This is a genomic window from Micromonospora halotolerans, from assembly GCF_032108445.1.
Taxonomy (GTDB): domain Bacteria; phylum Actinomycetota; class Actinomycetes; order Mycobacteriales; family Micromonosporaceae; genus Micromonospora; species Micromonospora halotolerans.
The window spans coordinates 5,661,178-5,680,840 of sequence record NZ_CP134876.1 but is presented as its reverse complement, the minus strand read 5'-3'; the positions used below and the strand labels follow the sequence as shown (position 1 = coordinate 5,680,840).

Below are 19,663 nucleotides of genomic sequence, written 5' to 3'. Positions count from 1 at the left end.
GTGGATCCTGTGTCGCTGACGACCCTGTTGACCGCGGCCGCTCTGGCGGGCTGGGTGGACGCCGTGGTGGGCGGTGGTGGCCTGTTGCTGTTGCCGGCGTTGCTGCTGGGCGCGCCGGGGGTGCCGGTGGCGACGGCGTTGGGCACGAACAAGCTGGCCGCGATCTTCGGTACGTCGACGGCGGCGGTGACGTACGCGCGGCGGACGAAGCTGGACTGGGCGGTGGCGGGCCCGGCGGCGGGGTTGGCGGTGGTGACGGCCGGGGTGGGCGCGGCGCTGGCGGGTGCGGTGCCGGCGGGGGCGTACCGGCCGGTGGTGCTGGCGGTGCTGGTGTCGGTGGCGGTGTTCGTGCTGACCCGGCCGCGGCTGGGGGTGGTGTCGTTTCCGGGGCGGCGTACGCCGGTGCGGGTGGCCACGGCGGTGGCGGTGGCGGGTCTGGGCATCGCCCTGTACGACGGGTTGATCGGCCCGGGCACGGGGACGTTCCTGGTGTTGGCGTTCACCGCGCTGGTGGGGGCGGACTTCGTGCACGCCTCGGCGATGGCGAAGGTGGTGAATGCGGGCACGAACCTGGGTGCGCTGGTGGTGTTCGCGGCGACCGGGCACGTGTGGTGGCTGCTGGGCGCGGCGATGGCGGTGTGCAACGTCGCCGGGGCGGCGGTGGGCGCGCGGATGGCGTTGCGGCGCGGGTCTGGTTTCGTGCGGGTGGTGCTGCTCGTGGTGGTGCTGGCGTTGGTGGGCAAGCTGGGCTACGACCAGTGGGTGGCGTGAGGCGCTGACCGCCGGCATGTGATCATCGGCGGGTGCCTGTCCGCGCCGAACACGACCGTGCCGTCCTCGCCGAGCTGCTGGGCCGGGATCCGGTGTTGCACGCGTACCAGTTGGGCGACCTGGACGACTTCTTCTGGCCGTACACGTCGTGGTTCCGGCGGGGTGACGAGGTGGTGCTGCTGTACCACGGTGTCGAGCTGCCCACGCTGCTGGCGTTCGCGCCGCCGGAGCGCGCCGGGGACCTGGCGGCGTTGCTGGCCGAGGCGGCGCCGGTGCTGCCGGCCCGGCTGTGGGCGCACCTCTCCCCCGGCCTGGCCGCCACCGTGTCCCGCTGGTACGCGGTGTCCGACGCCGCCGCGCACCACCGGATGGCGTTGACCGACCCGGCCCGGCTGGCCGCGGTGGCTCCGGCCGGGGAGCCGCTGGGCCGCGCCGACCTGCCGGAGCTGCGGGAGTTGTACGCGGCGGCGTACCCGGGCAACTGGTTCGACCCGCGGATGCTGGACACCGGCCGGTACGTCGGGGTGCGGGAGGGTGGCCGCCTCGTGGCGGTGGCCGGGGTGCACGTGTGGTCGCCGACGTGGCGGGTGGCGGCGCTGGGCAACGTGACCACCCACCCGGACGTGCGGGGGCGGGGTCTGGCCGGGGCGGCGGTGGCCGCGGTCTGCGCGGGGCTGCGGGCCACCGTCGACCACGTCACGCTCAACGTCCAGGCGGACAACACCCCGGCCGTGCGCCTCTACGAACGGCTCGGCTTCACCCGGGTGGCCGACTTCACCGAGTGCGCGCTGCGCCGCCTTCCGTGAGCGCCTGACCGGTCAGTGTGTGCTGTCCAGCCGCCACGCCGGGTCAACAACCCGACCCTGACCTGGGCTGATGTCGGACCCGCCTGGAGACGTCCAGCCCATAGCGTCTGCCTTCGAGGCCGCGCCCGGGGCGGGCGCGGCGGAGCTGAAGGAGACACGATGGGTTTCACAGCAGTGCCTCGGGGACGAAGAACGGCGGTGACGGTGGCCGCCACGGTGACCGCGTTGGTCACCGCGGCGGCCTCGCCCGGCTGGGCGGCGCCGGGCGTCGACCCGGCCACCGTGGACCGGTCCGCCGACCCCGGCGCCACGATCCCGATCAGCAAGGTGGTCTCGACGCCGCCGATCCCGCCGAACCCGGACGTGGTGCTGCTGGTCGACACGACCGGCAGCATGGGCGCGGCGATCGCGAACGTCCGTACCAACCTGCAGCAGGTGATCACCAACGTGCGGGGGGCGCAGCCCAGCGCACAGTTCGCGGTGGCCTCCTACCGGGACGAGGGCGACGGCGCGGAGCTGTTCCGGGTCCGGCAGGACCTCACGGCCGACGACACCGCGCTGCAGGACGCCGTGGACGGGCTGGCCGCGGGGGGCGGCGGCGACGTCCCGGAGGCGTGGGTGAACGGGCTGTTCCAGGTCTCCGACGGGGGCATCGCCTACCGCTCGGGCAGCAGCCGGATCGTGGTGCTGGTCGGCGACGCGCCCAGCCACGACCCGAGCGCCGGGCACACCCTGGCGCAGGCCACCGCCGCGCTGCTGGCCGACGACGCCCGCGTGCTGGCGGTCGACGTCACCGGCGGTGGCGGCGGCCTGGACGCGTCCGGCCAGGCCACCGACGTGGCGGCCGCCACCGGCGGACAGGTGGTCGGCAGCGCCCCCGACACGGTCACCGCGGCGATCCTGTCCGGACTGCGGGACCTCGACGTGACCGTCACCCCGCAGGTGGCCTGCGACCCGGGCCTGTCGGTGGGCTTCGACGCGCCGTCGAGGACCCAGCAGAGCGGCACGGACGTGCCGTTCGCCGAGACCATCACGGTCGCCGGCGACGCCCCGCAGGGCGCCACCCTGCACTGCACGGTGGACTTCCTGCTCAACGGACTGTCCGGAGGGCCGGCGTTCGTCGAGCACATCACGGTGACGGTCAACGACGTGACCCCGCCGACCGTGGTCGTCGACGACCGGACCGTGGAGGCGACCAGCCCCGCGGGCGCGGTGATCAACTACCCGGCGAGCGCCACCGACAACGTCGACGGCCCGCTCACCCCGACCTGCGCGCCGCCGCCCGGCAGCACCTTCCCGCTGGGCGCCACCACGGTCACCTGCACCGCCACCGACGCCGCCGGCAACACCGGCAGCGACACCGCGGTGATGCGGGTGGTCGACACCACGGCGCCGACCACGCAGTGCGTGCCGACCAACAACCCGAGCGGCGGCACCATCCCCGGCTCGTACAACCCGGACGGCTTCTACCAGCTGACCTCGACCGACGTCGTCGACACGGCGGTCCAGGTCTACATCGCCGACGCCGCCGACCCGTCGGTGCGGTTCGGCCCGTTCCCGGCCGGCACGAAGATCAAGCTGGTGCAGGCGCCGGGCGCGCAGTCCCGGGTCAAGGACGGCACCGGTGACATCGACTACAAGGTGACGCTGCGCGGAGACGCGATCATCACCGGCGTGGACGACTCCGGTAACACCTCGACCGCGACCTGTCTGGTGGCCCCGCCGCCGAAGTGACCCGTCGCGACCGAACGTGCGGGGGTGGCCGGCGTGCCGGCCACCCCCGCACCTCGCGGTCAGCGGCCCCGGCTGGGCGAGTCGAACCGGCCGGCGCGGATCTCCCGCAGCGCCCGCCGGCGGGCGTCGCCGCGCAGCGTGTCCACGTACAGGCGGCCGTGCAGGTGGTCGGTCTCGTGCTGCAGGGCGCGGGCCAGGAATCCGCTGCCGGCGATGGTGAGCGGCTGGCCGTGCTGGTCGAAGCCGCGCGCGGTGGCGTGCATGGCCCGCTCGGTCGGGAAGTACAGCCCGGGGATGGACAGGCAACCCTCGTCGTCGTCCTGGCGCTCCTCGGACAGCTCCAGGGTGGGGTTGATCAGGTGGCCGCGGTGCCCGTCGGCGTCGTAGACGAACACCTGCGCGTTCACCCCGATCTGCGGGGCGGCCACGCCGGCCCGGCCGGGCGCGCCGAGCAGCGTGTCCATGAGGTCCTGCACGAGCGCGCGCAGCTCGGCGTCGAAGCTGGTCACCGGCTCGGACGGGGTGCGCAGCACGGGGTCGCCGATGATCCGGATCGGGCGCATAGTCATGCCCGGAAGGCTAGCCGCCCGTTACCCCGGCGGGTGCGGCACCCGCCCGGTCGCGGACCAGGACCTCGACGCCGTCGAGCAGGCGAGCCAGCCCGAACTCGAAGGCGCGGGCCGGGTCGCCGGCGCCCTGGTACTCCTGCCCGGCGGTGGTGCCGACCCGGGCGGCGAGGGGGAACCGGTTCGGGTCGAGGACCTTCTCCAGGTACGGGGCGTGCGCGTGCCACCACTGCTGTTCGGTCATCCCGGTGTGCCGGGTGGCCTGGGCGGCCTCCACGGCGGGGCGGGCGGCGCCGTGGACGTAGCCAGTGACCAAAGTGATCACGGCGTCCATCTCCAGGTCGGTCAGGCCGACGCCGTCGACGGCGCGCAGTTCGTACTCGTACTTGGCGATCAGGTTCGGACCCAGCGGCGGGCGGGTGGTGGCCACCTGCAGCAGCCACGGGTGGCGCAGGTAGAGGGCGAAGTTCTCCCGGGCGATCTGCGCCAGCCGGCCCCGCCAGCCGCCCGGCACCTGCTCGGGGCGGGCGGTCTCGCCGTAAACGGTGTCGAGCATGACGTCGAGCAGCTCACCCTTGCCGGGCACGTGCGTGTAGAGGGTCATGGTGCCCACCCCGAGCCGCTCGGCGACGCGGCGCATCGACAGCGCGGGCAGCCCTTCGGCGTCGGCGACCTCGATGGCCGCGCGCACGATCCGCTCCACGGAGAGGTCGCCGCCCTTGCGGCTGACCTTCTCCCGGGTACGCCAGAGCAGGGCGAGGCTGCGCGCCGGGTCCCCGGTGCCGCTGTACTCGGTGGTCACTCGCCGACTGTACCGACCCCCCTTGTCGTATGGTGTACGGTACGGCGTACCGGACGAGGAGCGGAGGGGCCATGCGACGGGACGGACCGGCGATCGAGGCGGAGGGCCTGCGCAAGCGCTACGGCGACCAGGTCGCCCTGGACGGCGTCGACCTGACGGTGCCCGCGGGCACGGTCTGCGCGGTGCTCGGGGTGAACGGGGCCGGCAAGAGCACCCTGGTCCGCATCCTCACCACCCTGCTGCGCGCCGACTCCGGAGTGGCTCGGGTGGCCGGGTTCGACGTGCGCCGCCACGCCGACCGGGCCCGCGCCCACCTCGGCCTCGTCGGCCAGCACGCGGCGGTCGACGAGATCCTCGGCGGCCGGCAGAACCTGGTGCTGTTCGGCCGGCTGCACCACCTGCCTCCGGCCCGCGCGGCGGCCCGCGCCGACGAGCTGCTCGACCGGTTCGACCTGACCGGGGCCGCCCACCGGCCGGTGGCCGGCTGGTCCGGCGGGATGCGCCGCCGGCTCGACCTGGCCGCCGCGCTGATCGTCGACCCCCCGGTGCTGTTCCTCGACGAGCCCACCACCGGCCTGGACCCGCGCGCCCGCAGCGACGTCTGGGACGCCGTGCGCGGCCTGGTCCGCGCCGGGACCACCGTGCTGCTGACCACCCAGTACCTGGAGGAGGCCGACCGGCTCGCCGACAGCGTGCGGGTGCTGCACCACGGGCGGGTGACCGCGGCGGGCACCCCGGAGGAGCTGAAGTCGACCCTCGGCGGCGACCGGATCGACGTGGTGCTCGACCACCCCGACGACCTGGCCGCGGCCGCCGCGGCGGTCACCGCCGCCACCGGTGTGCCGCCCACCGTCGACCGCGCCGCGCTGCGGCTCAGCGTCCCGGTCACCGACCGGGTCGCCGCGCTCGCCGCGGTGCTGCGCGCCGTGGAGGCCGCCGGGCTGCGCGCCGGCGACGTGGCGGTGCGCCGCCCCACCCTCGACGAGGTGTTCCTGCGCCTCACCGACTCGCGCACGGAGGTGCCGGCGTGACCGTCCTGCCGCTGTCCCGGGCCCGCTGGGCCGCCGCCGACACCGCCGTCCTGACCCGCCGGACCCTCGCCCACTGGGCCCGCCGCCCCGGCGAGGTGGTGTTCGGCCTGCTGTTTCCCGTCCTGCTGCTGCTGATGTTCGGCTACCTGTTCGGCGGTGCCATGGCACTGCCCGCCGGCGGGGCCGCGACAGCGTCCGACGGCGCCGACTACCGGGAGTTCCTGCTGCCCGGCATGGTGGCCATGACCATGCTCTTCGGCGTGGAGAGCACCTACACGGCCGTGGCGGTGGACACCGCCCGGGGCGTGACCGACCGGTTCCGGTCGTTGCCCATGAGCCGCGCCGCGGTGGTCACCGGCCGGGCCGTGGCCGACCTGCTGCACTCCGCGGTGGCCCTCGCGGTGGTGCTCGGCTGCGGCGCCCTCGTCGGCTGGCAGCCGCACCGCGGCCCCCTCGCGGCGCTGGCCGCGGTGGCGCTGCTGCTGCTCCTGCGCTTCGCGATGATCTGGCTCGGGGTGTACCTGGCGCTGCTGCTGCGCCGCCCCGAGACGGTCGCCGTCCTGCAGATCCTGGTCTGGCCGCTGGGTTTCGCCTCCAACGCGTTCGTCGCCCCCGCCACCATGCCGGGGTGGCTCGCCGCGGTCGCCGCCTGGAACCCGCTGTCGGCCACCGTCGCCGCCACCCGGGACCTGTTCGGCAACCCGGGCTGGGGCGCCGGCTCCTGGCCCACCGAGCACGCGGTGGCCCTCGCGGTGCTCTGGCCGCTGCTGCTGGTCGCCGTGTTCCTGCCGCTGTCCGTGCGCCGCTGGCAACGCCTGGGGCGCTGAGGCCGGCCGGGCGCGGGCGCCGGCTCAGGCCGGCGGCCGGGTGGGCGCCAGGCCGGTGTCGCCGATCCGGTCACGCAGCGGGCGGCGGCGCAGCGCGGCGAGCACCGCGTACAGCTCGTCGGCCAGGGGAACGGGCAGCTCGGCATCGAGCCCCCGCATGGCGGTGGTGGTGGCCGCCCACTCGGCCTCGATCACCGGCAGCAGGGCGTGCGCCCGGTCGGTGAGGGTGACGATGCGCTGCCGGGCGTCCGCGCCGGGAGCCAGGACGACCAGGCCGGCGCGGGCCATCTGGGCGAGGGTCTGGCTGGCCGCGGAGTGGGTGACGCCGACCCGGGCGGCCAGGTCGCGGATGGCGAGGGGCCCGTCGGCGACGAGGACCCGCACCAGCGGTGAGTAGCGCGGCCGGTAGTCGGCCAGGTCGAGGTCGGCGTAGACGGCGGCCACGTCGCCGTCGAGCACCTCCAGGACGTGGCGCAGCAGGGTGCCGAGGGCCTCGCGGTCGGGGGTGGTGGTCACGTCCGCTAATGTAACAGCGCTGTTGTATCCGGGCCGTGGGAGGGGAACCCGATGTATCCACCGATCGAGCCGTACGCGCAGGGCCAGCTCGACGTGGGCGACGGCCAGCGGATCCACTGGGAGACCTGCGGCAATCCCGACGGCCGGCCCGCACTGGTGGTGCACGGCGGCCCCGGCTCCGGCGCGGGCGCCTCCTGGCGGCAGCTGTTCGACCCGGCCGCCTACCGGATCATCCTGTTCGACCAGCGCGGCTGTGGCCGCAGCACCCCGCCCGCCAGCGACCCGGCCACCGACCTGTCGGTCAACACCACCGCGCATCTGCTGGCCGACATGGAGCGGCTGCGCGCGCACCTGGGCGTCGACCGGTGGCTGCTCTGCGGCGCCTCGTGGGGCTCCTCGCTGTCCCTGGCGTACGCCCAGCGCCACCCGGAGCGGGTCACCGCGCTGGTGCTGTTCAGCGTGGTCGCCAACACCCGCCGGGAGATCGACTGGGTGACCCGGGACATGGGCCGGATCTTCCCCGAGGAGTGGGCCCGGTTCCGCGACGGCGTGCCGCCGGCCGAACGCGACGGGGACCTGTCGGCCGCGTACGCCCGCCTCGTCAACGACCCGGACCCGCGGGTGCGCGACCAGGCCGCCCGGGACTGGTGCGCCTGGGAGGACGTGCACGTCTCCCTGGCCGGCGGGTTCAAGCCCAGCCCCCGCTACGCCGACCCGGTGTTCCGGGCCGGCTTCACCCGGCTGGTCACCCACTACTTCAGCAACCTGGGTTTCGTGCCCGACGGGCAGCTGCTGCGCGACGCCGGCACGCTGGCCGGGATCCCCGGCGTGCTGGTGCAGGGCCGGCTGGACGTCAGCGGCCCACCGGACATCGCCTGGCAGCTCACCCAGGCGTGGCCCGACGCCCGGCTGGAGATCGTCGAGTCCGGCGGCCACGGCAGCGGCCACGGGGTGGGCGAGCGGGTGGTGGCCGCCCTGGACGCCTTCGCCCGCGCCTGACTCCGGGGTCAGGCGGCGGCGAGCAGGGCGCGGACCGGGGCGGCCTTCGCGGCGGCCTCGGCCACCTCGGCGGCCGGGTCGCTGTCCCAGGTGATGCCGCCGCCGGCCCACAGGTGCAGCCGTCCGGCGTCCGCGGCGGCCGTGCGGATGGTCAACCCCAGGTCGATCCGGCCCGGCCCGACCCAGCCGAGCGCGCCCATGCTCGCGCCCCGGCCGACCGGCTCCAGGGCGGCGATCTCGTCGAGCGCGGCGAGCTTCGGGGCGCCGGTCACCGACCCGCCGGGGCACACCGCCCGCAGCAGGCCGGCCAGGCCCAGCCCGTCGGCGGGCGCCGCGGACACCGTCGACTCGGCCTGCCACAGGTCACACCACCGGCGTACGGCGAACAGCTCGTCGACCCGCACCGAGCCGGTGCGGGCCACCCGGGCCAGGTCGTTGCGTTCCAGGTCGACGATCATGACGTGCTCGGCGCGTTCCTTGGCCGAGGCGAGCAGCTCCCGGCGGCCGGCGGAGGTGGCCGGGCGGGTGCCCTTGATCGGCCGGGTGACCAGGCGGCCGTGTTCGACCGCGACGAGGGTCTCCGGGGAGGCGCAGCCGATCGCCCAGCCGAGCCCGGACAGGGTGCCGCCGTAGCGGGCGCCGGGCAGCGCGGCCAGCCGCGCGAGGGCGGGCAGCGGGTCGCCGGTGTACCCGGCGGCGGCGTGACCCACGACGTTGACCTGGTAGACGTCGCCGCGCCCGATGGCCGCCCGGACCGCCGTCACGGCCTCGGCGTGCGCGGCCGGGGTCCAGCTGTCCCGCCAGGGGCCCAGCCACCAGCCGCCACCCGGTCCGGGGCGGGCCGGCGGGGCGGGCGGGTCGGCGTGGCCGTAGACCACCACGGCCAGGTCCGGCAGCGCCGGCACCGGCGTGGGCGCGCCCGCCGCGCCGCCGGCGGCCCGGGCCCCGGCCGCGGCGGACAGGAACAGGGCGGCGCCGCAGGTCCCGTGCGGGTCGTGGGTGGCCGGCCGGGCCAGGTCGGACAGGGCCACACCGTGCGCGGCCAGGAAGTTCTCGGCCAGTGCCGCCGGGTCGCCGCCGTCGGCGAGCCACCATTGCAGCCGGGCCCGTTCCACGAGCCGGTCCCGGCATTGCGGCGGGGCTCCCGGTACGTCGACCTCCATCTTTGGGAGCGCTTCCACACCGTCCGGCCGGTTCACACTCATCCGTTCAGCCGATTTCGGGTGAACAAGCCGCATCCTTGCTCGATAGCGCGCACTTTCGCTTGGTACTGTGCGTCACTGGTCATGTGAACCATGACACAGTGCCCCCACAGTCCGGAGAACCCGATGTGCCAGCACCTACCCCACTGCCCCTCCGCCGAGGCGACCGATCGCGAAGCCGCTCGCGTCATCGCCTGCTTCCCTGAGCAGGGCTGGAGCCTGCTCTGCAACGGTGTCATCGTCTTCGAGGACACCGGTGAGCTGCTCCCCGACGGCAGCACCATCGCACCCCACCGCGGCCCCGCCCGGCACGCCCTCGTCGCCTGACCGATCACGCTCCGTCAGGGAGCGTACGCGCCGACCGACCGGTCGACGCGCCGGCCGGGGCGGCGGCACTGCACCGCCCCGGCGAGCTGCGCCTCAGCTCTCGAACGCCTCCGGCGCCGGACACGAGCAGACCAGATTCCGGTCGCCGTACGCGCCGTCGATCCGCCGCACCGGCGGCCAGTACTTCCCCGCCCGGTCCACCCCGGCCGGGTACGCGCCCACCGACCGCGGGTACGGGTGCGGCCACTCGTCACCGGACACCATCGCCGCGGTGTGCGGCGCGTTGGACAGCGGGTTGTCCCCCGCCGGCCACTCCCCCGAGCCGACCTTGTCGATCTCCGCGCGGATGGCGATCATCGCGTCGCAGAACCGGTCCAGCTCGGCCAGGTCCTCGCTCTCGGTCGGCTCCACCATCAGCGTCCCGGCCACCGGGAACGACATCGTCGGCGCGTGGAAGCCGTAGTCGATCAGCCGCTTCGCCACGTCGTCGACGCTCACCCCGGTCGCCTTCGTCAGCGGCCGCAGGTCCAGGATGCACTCGTGCGCCACGAGGCCCTTGTTGCCGGCGTACAGCACCGGGTAGTGCTGCCGCAGCCGCGCGGCCACGTAGTTCGCGGCGAGGACCGCCACGCCGGTGGCCCGGGCCAGCCCCTCGGCGCCCATCATCCGCAGGTACGCCCACGGGATCGGCAGGATCCCCGCCGAGCCGTGGTTCGCCGCGGAGATCGCCGGGCGCCCGTCGACGTGCGCGGCCAGCGGGTCGCCGGGCAGGAACGGCGCCAGGTGCGCCCGCACCGCCACCGGACCCACGCCGGGGCCGCCGCCGCCGTGCGGGATGCAGAACGTCTTGTGCAGGTTCAGGTGCGACACGTCCGCCCCGAACCGGCCCGGCTTGGCGAACCCGACCAGCGCGTTGAGGTTCGCCCCGTCGACGTACACCTGGCCGCCGGCGTCGTGCACCTTCGCGCACAGCTGCGCGATGCCCGTCTCGTACACCCCGTGGGTGGACGGGTAGGTCACCATGATCGCGGCGAGCGCGTCCCGGTGCTTGTCGATCTTCGCGTCGAGGTCGACCAGGTCGACGTTGCCGTCGTCGTCGCAGCCGACCACCACCACACGCATGCCCGCCATCACCGCCGACGCGGCATTGGTGCCGTGCGCCGACGACGGGATGAGGCACACGTCGCGGTGCGCCTCGCCGCGCTCGCGGTGGTAGGCCCGGATGGCCAGCAGCCCGGCCAGCTCCCCCTGCGACCCGGCGTTGGGCTGCACGCTGACCGCGTCGTAGCCGGTCACCTCGGCCAGCCAGCCCTCCAGCTGGGCGATCAACTCCCGGTAGCCGGCGGTCTGCTCCGCCGGGGCGAACGGGTGCAGGTGCGCGAACTCCGGCCAGGTGACCGGCTCCATCTCGGTGGTGGCGTTCAGCTTCATGGTGCACGATCCGAGCGGGATCATGCCCCGATCGAGGGCGTAGTCGAAGTCCGACAGCCGGCGCAGGTAGCGCAGCATCGCCGTCTCCGAGTGGTGGGTGCGGAACACCGGGTGGGTGAGGAAGTCGCTGCCGCGGGACAGGTCGTCCGGCAGCGCCGCGTCCACCTCGCCGTCGACCCCGGCCACACCGAACGCCGCCCACACGGCCGCCAGGTGCGCGGCGGTGGTCGTCTCGTCGCAGGAGATCCCGACCCGGTCGGCGTCGACCAGCCGCAGGTTCACGTTGCGCGCCGCGGCGGCGGCCACCACCTCGGCGGCCCGCCCGGGCACGGTCGCGGTGACGGTGTCGAAGAACGCGACGTCCGCGACCTGCACGCCGCCGGCGCGCAGCCCGGCCGCGAGCCGCGCCGCCGCCTCATGGGTACGCCGGGCGATGGCCCGCAGCCCGTCCGGGCCGTGGTAGACGGCGTACATGCCGGCCATCACCGCCAGCAGCACCTGGGCGGTGCAGATGTTGCTGGTCGCCTTCTCCCGGCGGATGTGCTGCTCGCGGGTCTGCAACGCCAGCCGGTACGCCGGGTTGCCGTCGGCGTCCCTGGACACCCCGACGAGGCGGCCGGGCAGCATCCGCTCCAGCCCGGACCGGACGGCCAGGTAGCCGGCGTGCGGCCCGCCGAAGCCCATCGGCACACCGAAGCGCTGGGTGGTGCCGGCGGCGATGTCCGCGCCGATCTCGCCCGGCGGGCGCAGCAGGGTCAGCGCCAGCAGGTCCGCGGCGACGGTGACCAGCGCGCCGGCGGCGTGCGCGGCCTCCACCAGCGGCGTGTGGTCACGGACCGCGCCGGACGCGCCCGGGTACTGCAGGTGCAGGCCGAAGAACTCGCCCGGCAGCTCGTCGCGTTCCACGTCGAGCACCCGCACGTCGATGCCGAGCGGCTCCGCGCGGCTGGTGATCACCGCGATGGTCTGCGGCAGGGCGTCGGCGTCGACCACGTACACCGGGCTCTTGGTCTTCGACGCGCGGCGCGCGAGGGTCATGGCCTCGGCCGCGGCGGTGCCCTCGTCGAGCATGGAGGCGTTCGCGGTGGCCAGCCCGGTCAGGTCGGTCACCATGGTCTGGAAGTTCAGCAGCGCCTCGAGGCGGCCCTGGCTGATCTCCGGCTGGTACGGCGTGTACGCGGTGTACCAGGCCGGGTTCTCCAGCACGTTGCGGCGGATCACCGCCGGGGTGTGCGTGCCGTGGTAGCCCAGCCCGATCATCGACACGGCGACGGTGTTGCGGGCGGCCAGGGCGCGCAGCTCGGCGATGGCCTCCCGCTCGCTGGCCGGGGCGGGCAGGTCCAGGGTGCCGTGCCAGCGGATCACCTCGGGGATCGCGGCGTCCATCAGCTCGTCGATGGAGCTGTGCCCGACGGTCTCCAGCATCCGGCGCTCGTCGTCCGGGCCGGGGCCGATGTGCCGGTCGGCGAACTGCTCTGCGGTCATGCGCTGCGCTCCTTGTGGGGGCGAGGTCGACGGGTCGGCCTCCCCCTGAGTCGCGCTGACGCGCTCCACAGCGCCTGCCCACGTGGTCCTTTTGCCTGAGAGGTTCCGGGGAGAATCTGCCCCTTCGGCGCCGTCCGGGTGGTTCCCGGGCGGTCTCTCCCACGTGGGTGGTACCGGCATGGTCAACGCTACCAGCGACCATGTTGCCGGCTCATGTCGTACCCCGGCCGGGAGGTCGGTCACACGGCGGCGGGGACCGGCCCGGCGGCGACCCGGTCGGCCAGGGCGGTCAGCGTCGCGCCCAGCGGCGCGTCGAGTGTGAGGGTGGCGTGCCCGTCGCCGCGGGTGGGGCCCTGGTTGACGATGGCCACCGGGATGCCGAGCTTCGCGGCGCGCAGCACGAACCGGCGCCCCGACATGACGGTCAGGGAGGAGCCGAGCACCAGCAGCGCCCGGGCCCGCTCGACCAGGGCGAAACAGTCGGCGACCCGCCGCGCCGGCACGGTCTCCCCGAAGAACACCACGTCGGGTTTGAGCATCCCGGCGCCGCAGATGCCGCAGTCGACGGTGCGGAACCGGGCCACCGCCTCGTCGGGCAGGTCCACGTCGCCGTCGGGGTTGACGTGCGCGACGTGCGCGTCGAAACCCGGGTTCGCCTCGACCAGCCGCCGGTCCAGCTCGTCGCGGGAGGTCAGGTTGCCGCAGTCCAGGCAGGTCACCTCGTCGAGCCGGCCGTGCAGCTCGATCACCCCGGTGGCGCCGGCGGCGGTGTGCAGACCGTCGACGTTCTGGGTGATGATCCCGCCGAGCAGGCCGGCGCGTTGCAGGCGGGCGACCGCCCGGTGCCCGTCGTTGGGGGCGGCCCGGGCGATCAGCCGCCAGCCCAGGTGGCTGCGCGCCCAGTAGCGCCGCCGCGCGTCCGGGTCGCGGGTGAACGCCTGGTAGGTCATCGGGGTGTGCCGGCGGGCCGCGCCGGAGGGCCCCCGGTAGTCCGGGATGCCGGACTCGGTGGACAGGCCGGCGCCGCTGAGCACCACCACGTCCCCGGCGCCCACCAACCGGGTCAACGCGTCGAACGTCTCGGTCACGGCGTCCATGCTGCCTCGCCCGACCCGCCTCCGGCGAACGCGGGCCGCCCGCTCACCGGTGCGGGTGCGGTCGCGGGGCTAGGTTGAGGGCATGCGCGTCGTCATCGCCGGAGGCCACGGGAAGATCGCCAAGCTGCTGGAGCGGGAACTCGCCGGACGCGGCGACAGCGCCGTCGGGTTGATCCGCAACCCCGGGCACGAGGCCGCGCTGCGCGCCGCCGGCGCCGAACCGGTGGTCTGCGACCTGGAACACACCGACGTCGACACCCTCGCCGGGCACCTGGCCGGCGCCGACGCGGTGGTCTTCGCCGCCGGCGCGGGCCCGGGCAGCGGCGCCGCCCGCAAGGACACCGTCGACCGGGCCGCCGCGGTGCTGCTCGCCGACGCCGCGCAACGCGCCGGGGTCCGCCGCTACCTGCTGGTCTCCTCGATGGGCGTGGACCGGCCCCCGAGGGCCGGCACCGACGAGGTGTGGGCGGCGTACCTGCGGGCGAAGAAAGCCGCCGAGGACGACGTCACCGGCCGGGACCTCGACGTGACCGTGCTGCGCCCCGGCCGGCTCACCGACGACGCGCCGGTCGGCCGGATCACCCTGGCCCGGCACGTCGACCCCGGGCCGGTCACCCGCGCCGACGTGGCCCGGGTCCTGCTCGCCCTGCTGACCGCCCCGCACACCACCGGGCTCACCCTGGAACTGGTCGGCGGGGAGACCCCGATCGCCGAGGCGGTCCGCGCCGCCGGCTGAGCGCGTCCCGCCCCGCTCGTCGGGTCCCCTGGTTGCGCTGCCGGCCGGTCGCGTTCAGCGGCGCAGCCGCGCGTTGAGCCGCGCCGCCTGGCGGGTGAGATGGTCGCGCTCGGGGAGGCTGGGCGCCGACCGGGCCGCCTCCGCGTAGAGCCGCGCCGCCGTGACCGGGTCACCGTCACGCTCGTGCAGGTACGCCGCGACGGCGGTGTGACGCGGCAGGTCCGGGTCGAGCCCCGCGAGGGCGGCAAGGCCGGCGCGCGGGCCGTCGGCCTCCCCGACCGCCACGGCCCGGTTCAGGCGGGCCACCGGGCTGTCGGTGAGGCGCACCAGCTCGTCGTACCACTCGACGATCTGCACCCAGTCGGTCTCCTCGACCGTCCGCGCGTCGGCGTGGAGCGCGGCGATGGCCGCCTGGGCCTGGAACTCCCCCAGCCGGTCGCGGGCCAGCGCCGCCTGGAGCACGTCGACGCCCTCGGCGATCAGCCGGGTGTCCCACCGGCCGCGGTCCTGCTCGGCCAGCGGCACGAGCCGCCCGTCCGGGCCGGTACGCGCCGCCCGCCGCGCGTGGTGCAGCAGCATGAGCGCCAGCAGGCCCGCGACCTCCTCGTGGTCGATCCGCGCGGCCAGCTCGCGGGTGAGCCGGATCGCCTCCCCGGCGAGGTCGACGTCACCGGAGTAGCCCTCGTTGAACACCAGGTACAGCACGCGCAGCACGGTGGCCACGTCACCGGGCTGGTCGAACCGGACACCCGAAACGGTCCGCTTGGCCCGGCTGATCCGCTGGGCCATGGTCGCCTCCGGCACCAGGTAGGCCCGCGCGATCTGGCGCGTGGTCAGGCCGCCGACCGCGCGCAGCGTGAGCGCGACGGCCGACGCCGGCGTGAGCGACGGGTGCGCGCACAGGAAGTACAGCTGCAGCGTGTCGTCGGTCGCCTCCCCCGGCCCGGGCGCGGGCTCACCCTCGACGCGGGCCTCCCGGTGCCGCCGGGACGCATCGGCGCGGACCGCGTCGAGGAACTTCCGCCAGGCCGCCGTGACCAGCCAGCCCTGGGGGTCGCGCGGCGGGTCCTCCGGCCACACCCGCACGGCCTCGACCAGGGCGTCCTGGACGGCATCCTCGGCCGCCGCGAAGTCGGCTCCGCGGCGGACGAGGATCCCGATCACGGTGGGGGTGAGAGCCCGCAGCAGAGCCTCATCCACCGTGCGTCACTCCGTGATCGTCGGGGCGTCGCCCAGGAACGGGCGCACCTCGAGCCACTCGTGGATCGGCTTCCCACCCGCACCCGGGGCCGCGGACAGCTCCCCGGCCAGCTCGACCGCCCGCTCGTAGGTGTCGACGTCGATCACCATCCAGCCGGCGATGAGGTCCTTGGTCTCCGCGAACGGGCCGTCGGTGACCGGCGGCCGCCCCTCGCCGTCGTAGCGGACGAACGTGCCCTCCGGGGACAGCGCCTGACCGTCGACGAACTCGCCGGTGCCCTCCAGCCGGGCGGCGAAGTCCTGCATGTACCGCATGTGGGCCGAGACCTCCTCCGGCGTCCACTGGTCCATCGGCACGTCGTTGACCGCCGCGGGCGCGCCCCGGTAGTGCTTGAGCAGCAGGTACTTGGCCATCATGTTCTCCTCGGTGCGGTACGGCCATTGTTGCCGTGTTCGCTCCGGGGACGGAGCCGCACCCCGGTTCTCGACATCCCACCGCGACTTTTTCCGGCCGGACTTTTTCGCGCGGCGCGTGGTGGCCGTCGGCGCCCGGCCCACCGGGGTGACCCCGGTGGGCCGGGCCGCCGCTCAGCGCTGGTGGCGGGGCAGCGCCACCTGCGGCTGCCCACCGGCCACCCCGGGCACCTCCCGGGCGATCCGCTCCATCGTCCGCGACAGCTGCTCGCTGCCGTCGTCGAGGTGCCGGGCCGCCGCCTGCATGTGCGAGATCATCATCTCGCCGAAGATCCGCAGGGCCTCCCGGGTGGCCACCGAGTCGTCGAAGTTCACCCCGGCGGTGCTGCGGTACTCCGTCACCGCCCGCTCGGCCTCCTGCTTCGCCTCCTCCGCCGCGGCCTGCATGTAGCTCTCGTACTGCATCCGGGCGTACTCGGCGACCCGCCGGGCGTAGTCGTGGGCCTGCGCGATGATCTGCTCGGCCTCCCGCTGGGCCGCCGACAGCAGGTTCACCTCCTTCGCGGCCGGCACCGCCGCCGCGTTGTCGGCGCTCGGGATCACCCCGTGCCGGTGCAGCTCCAGGTGGTCGTTGAGCCGCTCGTTCTCCGCCCGCAGATTCGCCAGCTGCGTGGCGAGCTGGTCCAGCTCGTCGGCCACCTGCATCCGGAACCGGTCCACGTCGGCGTGGTCGTAGCCGCGGCGGGTGAACGACGCCGACCCGAACTCCCACCGGCGCACCCGGTCGGCGCTGAGACGCACCTGCACCGCGCCGCCGGTCACCTGACCCTCGTACCTACTGATCGGGCTCGCGCTCACCGGGCCACCTCCGTTCGCGACTGCGGGGCTCGCAACACCGGCTCACTCCTCGCGCTCACCGGGCACCTCCGGAATCGTCAGGGGCCGTCGTGGTCCGGAAGGCCGGCCCGTACCAGTGCTTGCCGAAACCCTCGTGGTGCAGCTGGCCCGGCTGGTAGCCGGCGGCGGTCAGCGCCGACACCGAATGGCTCACCATCTCGTCGGAGCCGCACACGTACACGTGCCGGGACCGCCAGTCCCCGTCGGCCAGGGCCTGGTCCGCCACCTGCACGAACTCGCCCGGCCGCCGCGGGTCCGAGCCCGCCACGTACGTGACCCGCAGCCACGGGTACGACGCGGCGAACTTGTCGATCGCCTCGCTGTCGTAGAACTCCAGCCGGGACCGGGCCCCCACGTACAGGTCGACCCGGCGGCCCACGCCCTCCGCGGCGACCTGCTCCAGCAGGGACTTCACCGGCGCCCAGCCGGTGCCACCGGTCAGCAGCAGCAGATCCGACGACCCGGCCTGCCACAACGTCAACCGGTCACCCACCGGCGCGGCCAGGTGCACCTGGTCGCCCACCGCGCAGCCGTACACCAGCCGCGACGACACCGCGCCACCCGGCGCGGCCCGCACGTGCAGCTCCAGCGTCCCGTCGGGGCGGGGCGCGTTCGCCGGCGAGTAGTACCGCCACGACCGCACCGCGGGGTGGGACACCCCGATCGACTGGCCCGGCGTGAACTGCAGCAGGTACTGCGGCCGCAGCGTCAGCACCGCCACGTCGAACGTGCGCCGCTCGTGCCCGAGGATCTCCGCCACCCACCACGGCGGGGACTTCGCCTCCGCGGCCTGCGCGGCGTCCATCATCACCTGCGCGACCAACCCGTACGCGGCCGCCCAGTCGGCGGCCAGCTCGTCGGTCCACGCCTCGCCGGAGAAGTGCCGCAGCGTCGCCAGCAGCGCCTCACCGACCGCCGGGTAGTGCTCGGCGCGCACCGCGAACTTCCGGTGGTCCGCGCCGAGGTCCTGGAGGAACCCGACGAGCCGGTCCACCTGGTCCACGTGGGACACGATGTGCCCCAGCGCGTTCACCAGGCGGTCCCGCTGCCCGGCCATGTTCGTGGGGAACATCTGCCGGGTCTCCGGGTGCGCCAGGAACAGCGTCGAATAGAAGTAGAGCGGCACCTGGTCGCCGTGCGCGGCGACCAGGGACCAACTCTGCTTGAGCCGCCCTGCGTCCACGCTCAGGCGTTCCCCGACGACACGACCTGGCCCTGGACCTGACCGAGCACGACGTGCACGTCGGCGATCACGTCGGCCGGCACCCCCAGCTCGACCAGCGTCGCGATCAGGTGCTCGCCGACCTTCACGTAGTGCGCCACCGGGATGTTCAGCGGCTGGTGCGCCTCGGCCAGGCCCCGACCCGCGTACTCGTTCGGGCCGCCGAGCACCACGGCGAGCATCAACGCCAGGTGCCGCCGCTGCTCGGGCATGTTCACGTCGGTGAAGTAGCCGGCCAGGTCCGGGTCGGCCAGCACCTTGTCGTAGAACAGCTCCACCGCGGCCTTCACCGCGGCCGCGCCGCCGATGCGCTCGTAGTGGGAGATCGGGGTGGTCTCTTCGGTCACCGTCATGGCGGATCCTTCCGGGAGGGGGCAACGCGACCAGCGCCGCGGAGGGGGCAACCGGCAGCTCACGCGCGTCGCGCCGGCTCCACCGAACGGTCACGCGCAAGCGACCGTGTCGGACCATAGCGTGCCCGCCGAAACGGTTCAGCCCTGCCCTATCCGATTCCCGACATCCGTCGATCACGGACAGTCAGCAACCCCGGCGGTTCGTTCGCGCGACGCGAGCACATCGACACGCTGGGTGGATGCTCTCGGCACCCGGCACCCTCCACGGTCCGTTTCGGACAGTGCCCGCCGACGATCCACCCGACCGGCGTTTCCGCACGTCACCACCGCCCCGCCTCGCGACGGCCGCCGCCCACGACGGGCCCCCGGCGCCCGGCCGGCCGCACGACACGCAGGGTGATCAAAAAAGAGGACCACGCCGTGCCCGTTCTGGGCGTGGCGTGGCCCCGCAGACCCTGACCGGCGGCTCAGCCCGCCCGACGACGCGCACGCCGCGCCGCCAACTCGTCACCCACCGACTCCGACTCCGCCTCCACCGGCGGCGCGGCCGGCTCCGGCTGCCCACCCACCGGCTCCGCCGGCAGATGCGACAACGAACCCTGGATCTCCTTGAACGCGCCACCGATCGCGATGCCGAACACACCCTGGCCGCCCTGCAACAGGTCCACGACCTCCTCGGGCGACCGGCACTCGTACACCGTCGTCCCGTCCGAGATCAACGTGATGCCCGCCAGGTCCTCCACGCCACGCGACCGCAACGCGTCGATGGCCTTCCGGATGTTCTGCAACGACACCCCGGCGTCCAACAACCGCTTCACGACCTTCAACACCACCAGGTCGCGGAAGGAGTACAACCGGGACGTTCCCGAACCCGACGCGTCCCGCACGCTCGGCACCACCAGACCCGTCCGGGCCCAGTAGTCCAACTGCCGGTAACTGATGCCCACCGCGTGACACGCGGTCACACCCCGGTAGCCCACGTCACCGTCAACGACCGGGTCGGGCTGCTGCTCCGTCGTCGGACCAGGATCTCGCGGCTCGTGCATCCGGACAACCTCCCCGCCCGTGCGGTGTCACGCCGTTTCCCCGTGCGCGCACCCCTGGATACCGCAACCCTAGCCCCGACACCGGGAGTTACGCCGCAGGAGACACCGCGACACGCCGCGCCGCCACCCGGAAGATCACCGACGGCGGCAAGCCGTCACGCACCGTGACCACCGCCGCCGCACCGACACCGGCCCACCGGC

Annotated in this window: 20 protein-coding genes and 1 riboswitch; of the genes, 8 read left to right on the top strand and 12 right to left on the bottom strand. The window is 74.5% G+C overall.

The features are described from left to right. The 3 genes from RMN56_RS26755 (at position 1) to RMN56_RS26745 (ending at position 3,311) form a co-directional block, all read left to right on the top strand. Positions 1-771: a sulfite exporter TauE/SafE family protein gene (locus RMN56_RS26755; protein ID WP_313720388.1), complete on the top strand. Its 771-nt coding sequence runs from the start codon at positions 1-3 to the stop codon at positions 769-771. 32 nt (positions 772-803) lie between these two features. Further along, positions 804-1,577 carry a GNAT family N-acetyltransferase gene (locus tag RMN56_RS26750; RefSeq protein WP_313720386.1) on the top strand — a complete coding sequence of 258 codons (774 nt, stop codon included), beginning with the start codon at positions 804-806 and terminating at the stop codon, positions 1,575-1,577. Between the two features lie 159 nt (positions 1,578-1,736). Further along, positions 1,737-3,311: a VWA domain-containing protein gene (locus RMN56_RS26745; RefSeq protein ID WP_313720384.1), complete on the top strand. Its 1,575-nt coding sequence runs from the start codon at positions 1,737-1,739 to the stop codon at positions 3,309-3,311. 59 nt (positions 3,312-3,370) lie between these two features. On the opposite strand, the gene def is transcribed toward RMN56_RS26745, so the two are convergent. Both def and RMN56_RS26735 read right to left on the bottom strand, forming a co-directional pair. After that, entirely contained in the window at positions 3,371-3,880 is a 510-nt protein-coding gene (def, locus tag RMN56_RS26740; protein WP_313720382.1) for a peptide deformylase, read from the bottom strand. Positions 3,881-3,890: 10 nt separating this feature from the next. After that, complete coding sequence (locus RMN56_RS26735; RefSeq protein ID WP_313720381.1) at positions 3,891-4,679, bottom strand: TetR/AcrR family transcriptional regulator; 789 nt, start codon at positions 4,677-4,679, stop codon at positions 3,891-3,893. A 71-nt stretch (positions 4,680-4,750) separates the two neighbouring features. Here RMN56_RS26735 and RMN56_RS26730 point away from each other — a divergent pair, with 71 nt between their 5' ends. Both RMN56_RS26730 and RMN56_RS26725 read left to right on the top strand, forming a co-directional pair. Continuing rightward, entirely contained in the window at positions 4,751-5,710 is a 960-nt protein-coding gene (locus tag RMN56_RS26730; protein ID WP_313720380.1) for an ATP-binding cassette domain-containing protein, read from the top strand. Then, positions 5,707-6,537 carry an ABC transporter permease gene (locus RMN56_RS26725; RefSeq protein WP_313720379.1) on the top strand — a complete coding sequence of 277 codons (831 nt, stop codon included), beginning with the start codon at positions 5,707-5,709 and terminating at the stop codon, positions 6,535-6,537. The genes RMN56_RS26730 and RMN56_RS26725 overlap by 4 nt, the downstream gene beginning before the upstream one ends. 24 nt (positions 6,538-6,561) lie before the next feature. On the opposite strand, the gene RMN56_RS26720 is transcribed toward RMN56_RS26725, so the two are convergent. Next, the gene (locus tag RMN56_RS26720) at positions 6,562-7,053 is read right to left on the bottom strand and encodes a MarR family winged helix-turn-helix transcriptional regulator (protein ID WP_313720377.1); all 492 of its coding nucleotides are present in this window, start codon (positions 7,051-7,053) and stop codon (positions 6,562-6,564) included. A gap of 51 nt (positions 7,054-7,104) precedes the next feature. Here RMN56_RS26720 and pip point away from each other — a divergent pair, with 51 nt between their 5' ends. After that, complete coding sequence (pip, locus tag RMN56_RS26715; protein ID WP_313720376.1) at positions 7,105-8,052, top strand: prolyl aminopeptidase; 948 nt, start codon at positions 7,105-7,107, stop codon at positions 8,050-8,052. An 8-nt stretch (positions 8,053-8,060) separates the two neighbouring features. Here pip and RMN56_RS26710 read toward each other — a convergent pair whose 3' ends face one another. Further along, positions 8,061-9,257, bottom strand: coding sequence for a chorismate-binding protein (locus RMN56_RS26710; RefSeq protein ID WP_376787235.1), 1,197 nt, complete (start codon positions 9,255-9,257; stop codon positions 8,061-8,063). Between the two features lie 123 nt (positions 9,258-9,380). On the opposite strand from RMN56_RS26710, the gene RMN56_RS26705 reads away from it, so the two are divergent. Next, positions 9,381-9,581: a DUF5999 family protein gene (locus RMN56_RS26705; protein ID WP_262284233.1), complete on the top strand. Its 201-nt coding sequence runs from the start codon at positions 9,381-9,383 to the stop codon at positions 9,579-9,581. Positions 9,582-9,674: 93 nt separating this feature from the next. On the opposite strand, the gene gcvP is transcribed toward RMN56_RS26705, so the two are convergent. Both gcvP and RMN56_RS26695 read right to left on the bottom strand, forming a co-directional pair. After that, positions 9,675-12,497, bottom strand: coding sequence for an aminomethyl-transferring glycine dehydrogenase (gene gcvP / locus RMN56_RS26700; RefSeq protein WP_313720374.1), 2,823 nt, complete (start codon positions 12,495-12,497; stop codon positions 9,675-9,677). A gap of 73 nt (positions 12,498-12,570) precedes the next feature. Then, positions 12,571-12,669: riboswitch (glycine riboswitch) on the bottom strand. 67 nt (positions 12,670-12,736) lie between these two features. Further along, positions 12,737-13,594: an NAD-dependent protein deacetylase gene (locus tag RMN56_RS26695; protein WP_313720373.1), complete on the bottom strand. Its 858-nt coding sequence runs from the start codon at positions 13,592-13,594 to the stop codon at positions 12,737-12,739. An 82-nt stretch (positions 13,595-13,676) separates the two neighbouring features. Here RMN56_RS26695 and RMN56_RS26690 point away from each other — a divergent pair, with 82 nt between their 5' ends. Continuing rightward, positions 13,677-14,330 (top strand): NAD(P)H-binding protein, encoded by a 654-nt coding sequence (locus RMN56_RS26690; protein ID WP_313720372.1) that lies wholly within the window; start codon positions 13,677-13,679, stop codon positions 14,328-14,330. Between the two features lie 54 nt (positions 14,331-14,384). On the opposite strand, the gene RMN56_RS26685 is transcribed toward RMN56_RS26690, so the two are convergent. From RMN56_RS26685 to RMN56_RS26660, 6 genes are all read right to left on the bottom strand, one after another. Then, positions 14,385-15,530, bottom strand: coding sequence for an RNA polymerase sigma factor (locus RMN56_RS26685; RefSeq protein ID WP_313720371.1), 1,146 nt, complete (start codon positions 15,528-15,530; stop codon positions 14,385-14,387). 6 nt (positions 15,531-15,536) lie between these two features. Beyond that, positions 15,537-15,944 carry a YciI family protein gene (locus RMN56_RS26680; RefSeq protein ID WP_313720369.1) on the bottom strand — a complete coding sequence of 136 codons (408 nt, stop codon included), beginning with the start codon at positions 15,942-15,944 and terminating at the stop codon, positions 15,537-15,539. A gap of 174 nt (positions 15,945-16,118) precedes the next feature. Next, a complete protein-coding gene (locus RMN56_RS26675) occupies positions 16,119-16,802 on the bottom strand; it encodes a DivIVA domain-containing protein (RefSeq protein WP_313720368.1) in 684 nt (227 codons plus the stop codon). 55 nt (positions 16,803-16,857) lie between these two features. Further along, positions 16,858-18,024, bottom strand: a complete 1,167-nt coding sequence (locus RMN56_RS26670; protein ID WP_313720367.1) for a globin domain-containing protein — start codon at positions 18,022-18,024, stop codon at positions 16,858-16,860. Between the two features lie 2 nt (positions 18,025-18,026). Then, the gene (locus tag RMN56_RS26665; RefSeq protein ID WP_313720366.1) at positions 18,027-18,416 is read right to left on the bottom strand and encodes a group I truncated hemoglobin; all 390 of its coding nucleotides are present in this window, start codon (positions 18,414-18,416) and stop codon (positions 18,027-18,029) included. Positions 18,417-18,883: 467 nt separating this feature from the next. Continuing rightward, complete coding sequence (locus RMN56_RS26660; protein WP_313720365.1) at positions 18,884-19,462, bottom strand: MerR family transcriptional regulator; 579 nt, start codon at positions 19,460-19,462, stop codon at positions 18,884-18,886. Positions 19,463-19,663 lie beyond the last annotated feature (201 nt).

Excerpts from the sequence above, each read along its gene's own strand:
- RMN56_RS26690 (WP_313720372.1), top strand. The coding sequence starts at position 13,677 with ATGCGCGTCGTCATCGCCGGAGGCCACGGGAAGATCGCCAAGCTGCTG.
- RMN56_RS26710 (WP_376787235.1), bottom strand. The coding sequence starts at position 9,257 with ATGAGTGTGAACCGGCCGGACGGTGTGGAAGCGCTCCCAAAGATGGAG.
- pip (WP_313720376.1), top strand. The coding sequence starts at position 7,105 with ATGTATCCACCGATCGAGCCGTACGCGCAGGGCCAGCTCGACGTGGGC.
- def (WP_313720382.1), bottom strand. The coding sequence starts at position 3,880 with ATGACTATGCGCCCGATCCGGATCATCGGCGACCCCGTGCTGCGCACC.
- RMN56_RS26660 (WP_313720365.1), bottom strand. The coding sequence starts at position 19,462 with ATGCACGAGCCGCGAGATCCTGGTCCGACGACGGAGCAGCAGCCCGAC.
- RMN56_RS26665 (WP_313720366.1), bottom strand. The coding sequence starts at position 18,416 with ATGACGGTGACCGAAGAGACCACCCCGATCTCCCACTACGAGCGCATC.
- RMN56_RS26745 (WP_313720384.1), top strand. The coding sequence starts at position 1,737 with ATGGGTTTCACAGCAGTGCCTCGGGGACGAAGAACGGCGGTGACGGTG.
- RMN56_RS26730 (WP_313720380.1), top strand. The coding sequence starts at position 4,751 with ATGCGACGGGACGGACCGGCGATCGAGGCGGAGGGCCTGCGCAAGCGC.
- RMN56_RS26680 (WP_313720369.1), bottom strand. The coding sequence starts at position 15,944 with ATGGCCAAGTACCTGCTGCTCAAGCACTACCGGGGCGCGCCCGCGGCG.
- gcvP (WP_313720374.1), bottom strand. The coding sequence starts at position 12,497 with ATGACCGCAGAGCAGTTCGCCGACCGGCACATCGGCCCCGGCCCGGAC.
- RMN56_RS26695 (WP_313720373.1), bottom strand. The coding sequence starts at position 13,594 with ATGGACGCCGTGACCGAGACGTTCGACGCGTTGACCCGGTTGGTGGGC.
- RMN56_RS26705 (WP_262284233.1), top strand. The coding sequence starts at position 9,381 with ATGTGCCAGCACCTACCCCACTGCCCCTCCGCCGAGGCGACCGATCGC.